The following is a 1,312-nucleotide window of genomic DNA, read 5'->3' as shown; positions in this document are numbered from 1 at the left end:
CCCGCCGGGCACCGCAGCCGGGGTCTCCCCTCCACCCGAGCCGGGTGAGCAGGCTCACAAGCGATCGGGAAGGCGGCCTGGAACCGTGACGTTAGCGCTCGCTAACCTGCCGCTCTAAACTGACCGGATGCCGGCCAACCCCACCCCTCTCGTGAACGGCGAGAAGGCGAGCAGGCGCGAACAGATCCTGTCCGCGGCCGCCGAGCTGTTCGCCCACCACGGCTTCCACGGCGTCGGCATCGACGACATCGGTGCCGCCGTCGGGATCTCCGGCCCCGCGCTGTACCGGCACTTCCGCAGCAAGGACGCGATCCTCGGCGAGATGCTGAACTCGATCAGCCGCTACCTGCTCGACGGCGGTACGGCCCGAGCCGCCCACCCGGGTGAACCCGACGACACGCTGACCGGCCTCGTGCGGTTCCACGTCGATTTCGCGCTCGCGCACCCCGCCTTGATCACCGTTCAGGAGCGCAACCTCGCCAACCTCACCGACGCCGACCGCAAGCAGGTGCGCGCGCTCCAGCGCCAGTACGTCGAGGTGTGGGTGCGCGTCATCCGCGAAGCCGTCCCGGAGCTGGGGGAACGGCAGGCGCGGTCGGCGGCACACGCCGTGTTCGGACTGATCAACTCGACGCCGTACAACCGCCATCTCGGTGACGATGAACTCGCCGAACTGCTCTGCCGGCTCGCGCTGGGTGCCCTTCGCGCGGCCTGAAGGTCATCGGCGGATCAAGGTGTGCCGCCGAGCGCCGTCGTGGTGTTTGATGGGGCACGTGGACCCGGATTGGAGCGAGCAGGAGCGCCGGCTCGTCGAGAAGGCTCAGCGCGCGTTGACCGCGCTGAGCCTCGGCGACGACGCCGAAGCGCTGGGCGAGGTCGCCCCGTCGGCCGCCGAGCCGCAGGCCCGCGCGGACGAGACGAAGGCCCTCATGCTGCTGCTCTTCGGCGAGTGCAGCGCAATGGTCTCCACCCTGGGCGACGGCGGCAGCGCCCCGGTGAAGGTCCAGGTGTTCGACGAGGACGGCGAAGAGGTCTCGATCGACCAGGCCGACCCACCGGTGCGGACCGCGGTCCGGACGCTGCTCGCCGAAGTCCACGGCAACACCGAAGCCGCGCAGGAGCAGGTCGAGATCGCCCTCGCCAACGCGGCCCCGGACGAGGTCGACAGCCTCGTCCTGCAAGCGCTGCGCTGGACCATCCGCCTTTCGGTGGAGTGCCTGGACCGCGACCTGCCGGTGGCGCCCTGGATCTCCGAGGCCGTCTCCGACTGAAGCGCCCCAATGTGGCGTTCGGTGCGTTGGATGCACCGAAC

At 70.2% G+C, this 1,312-nt stretch carries 2 protein-coding genes; both read left to right on the top strand.

Annotated elements, in window-relative coordinates; all coding sequences use genetic code 11:
• Window positions 1-127: 127 nt before the first annotated feature.
• The gene (locus tag ACWEVN_RS47930; protein ID WP_310973353.1) at window positions 128-715 is read left to right on the top strand and encodes an SACE_7040 family transcriptional regulator; all 588 of its coding nucleotides are present in this window, start codon (window positions 128-130) and stop codon (window positions 713-715) included.
• Between the two features lie 49 nt (window positions 716-764).
• Complete coding sequence (locus ACWEVN_RS47925) at window positions 765-1,271, top strand: hypothetical protein (protein WP_013229665.1); 507 nt, start codon at window positions 765-767, stop codon at window positions 1,269-1,271.
• The last annotated feature ends 41 nt before the right edge of the window (window positions 1,272-1,312 follow it).

The sequence above is a fragment of the Amycolatopsis sp. NPDC003861 genome (assembly GCF_053605405.1).
Note: the sequence above shows the minus strand (reverse complement) of the source record. Positions and strands in the feature narration are given on the sequence as shown.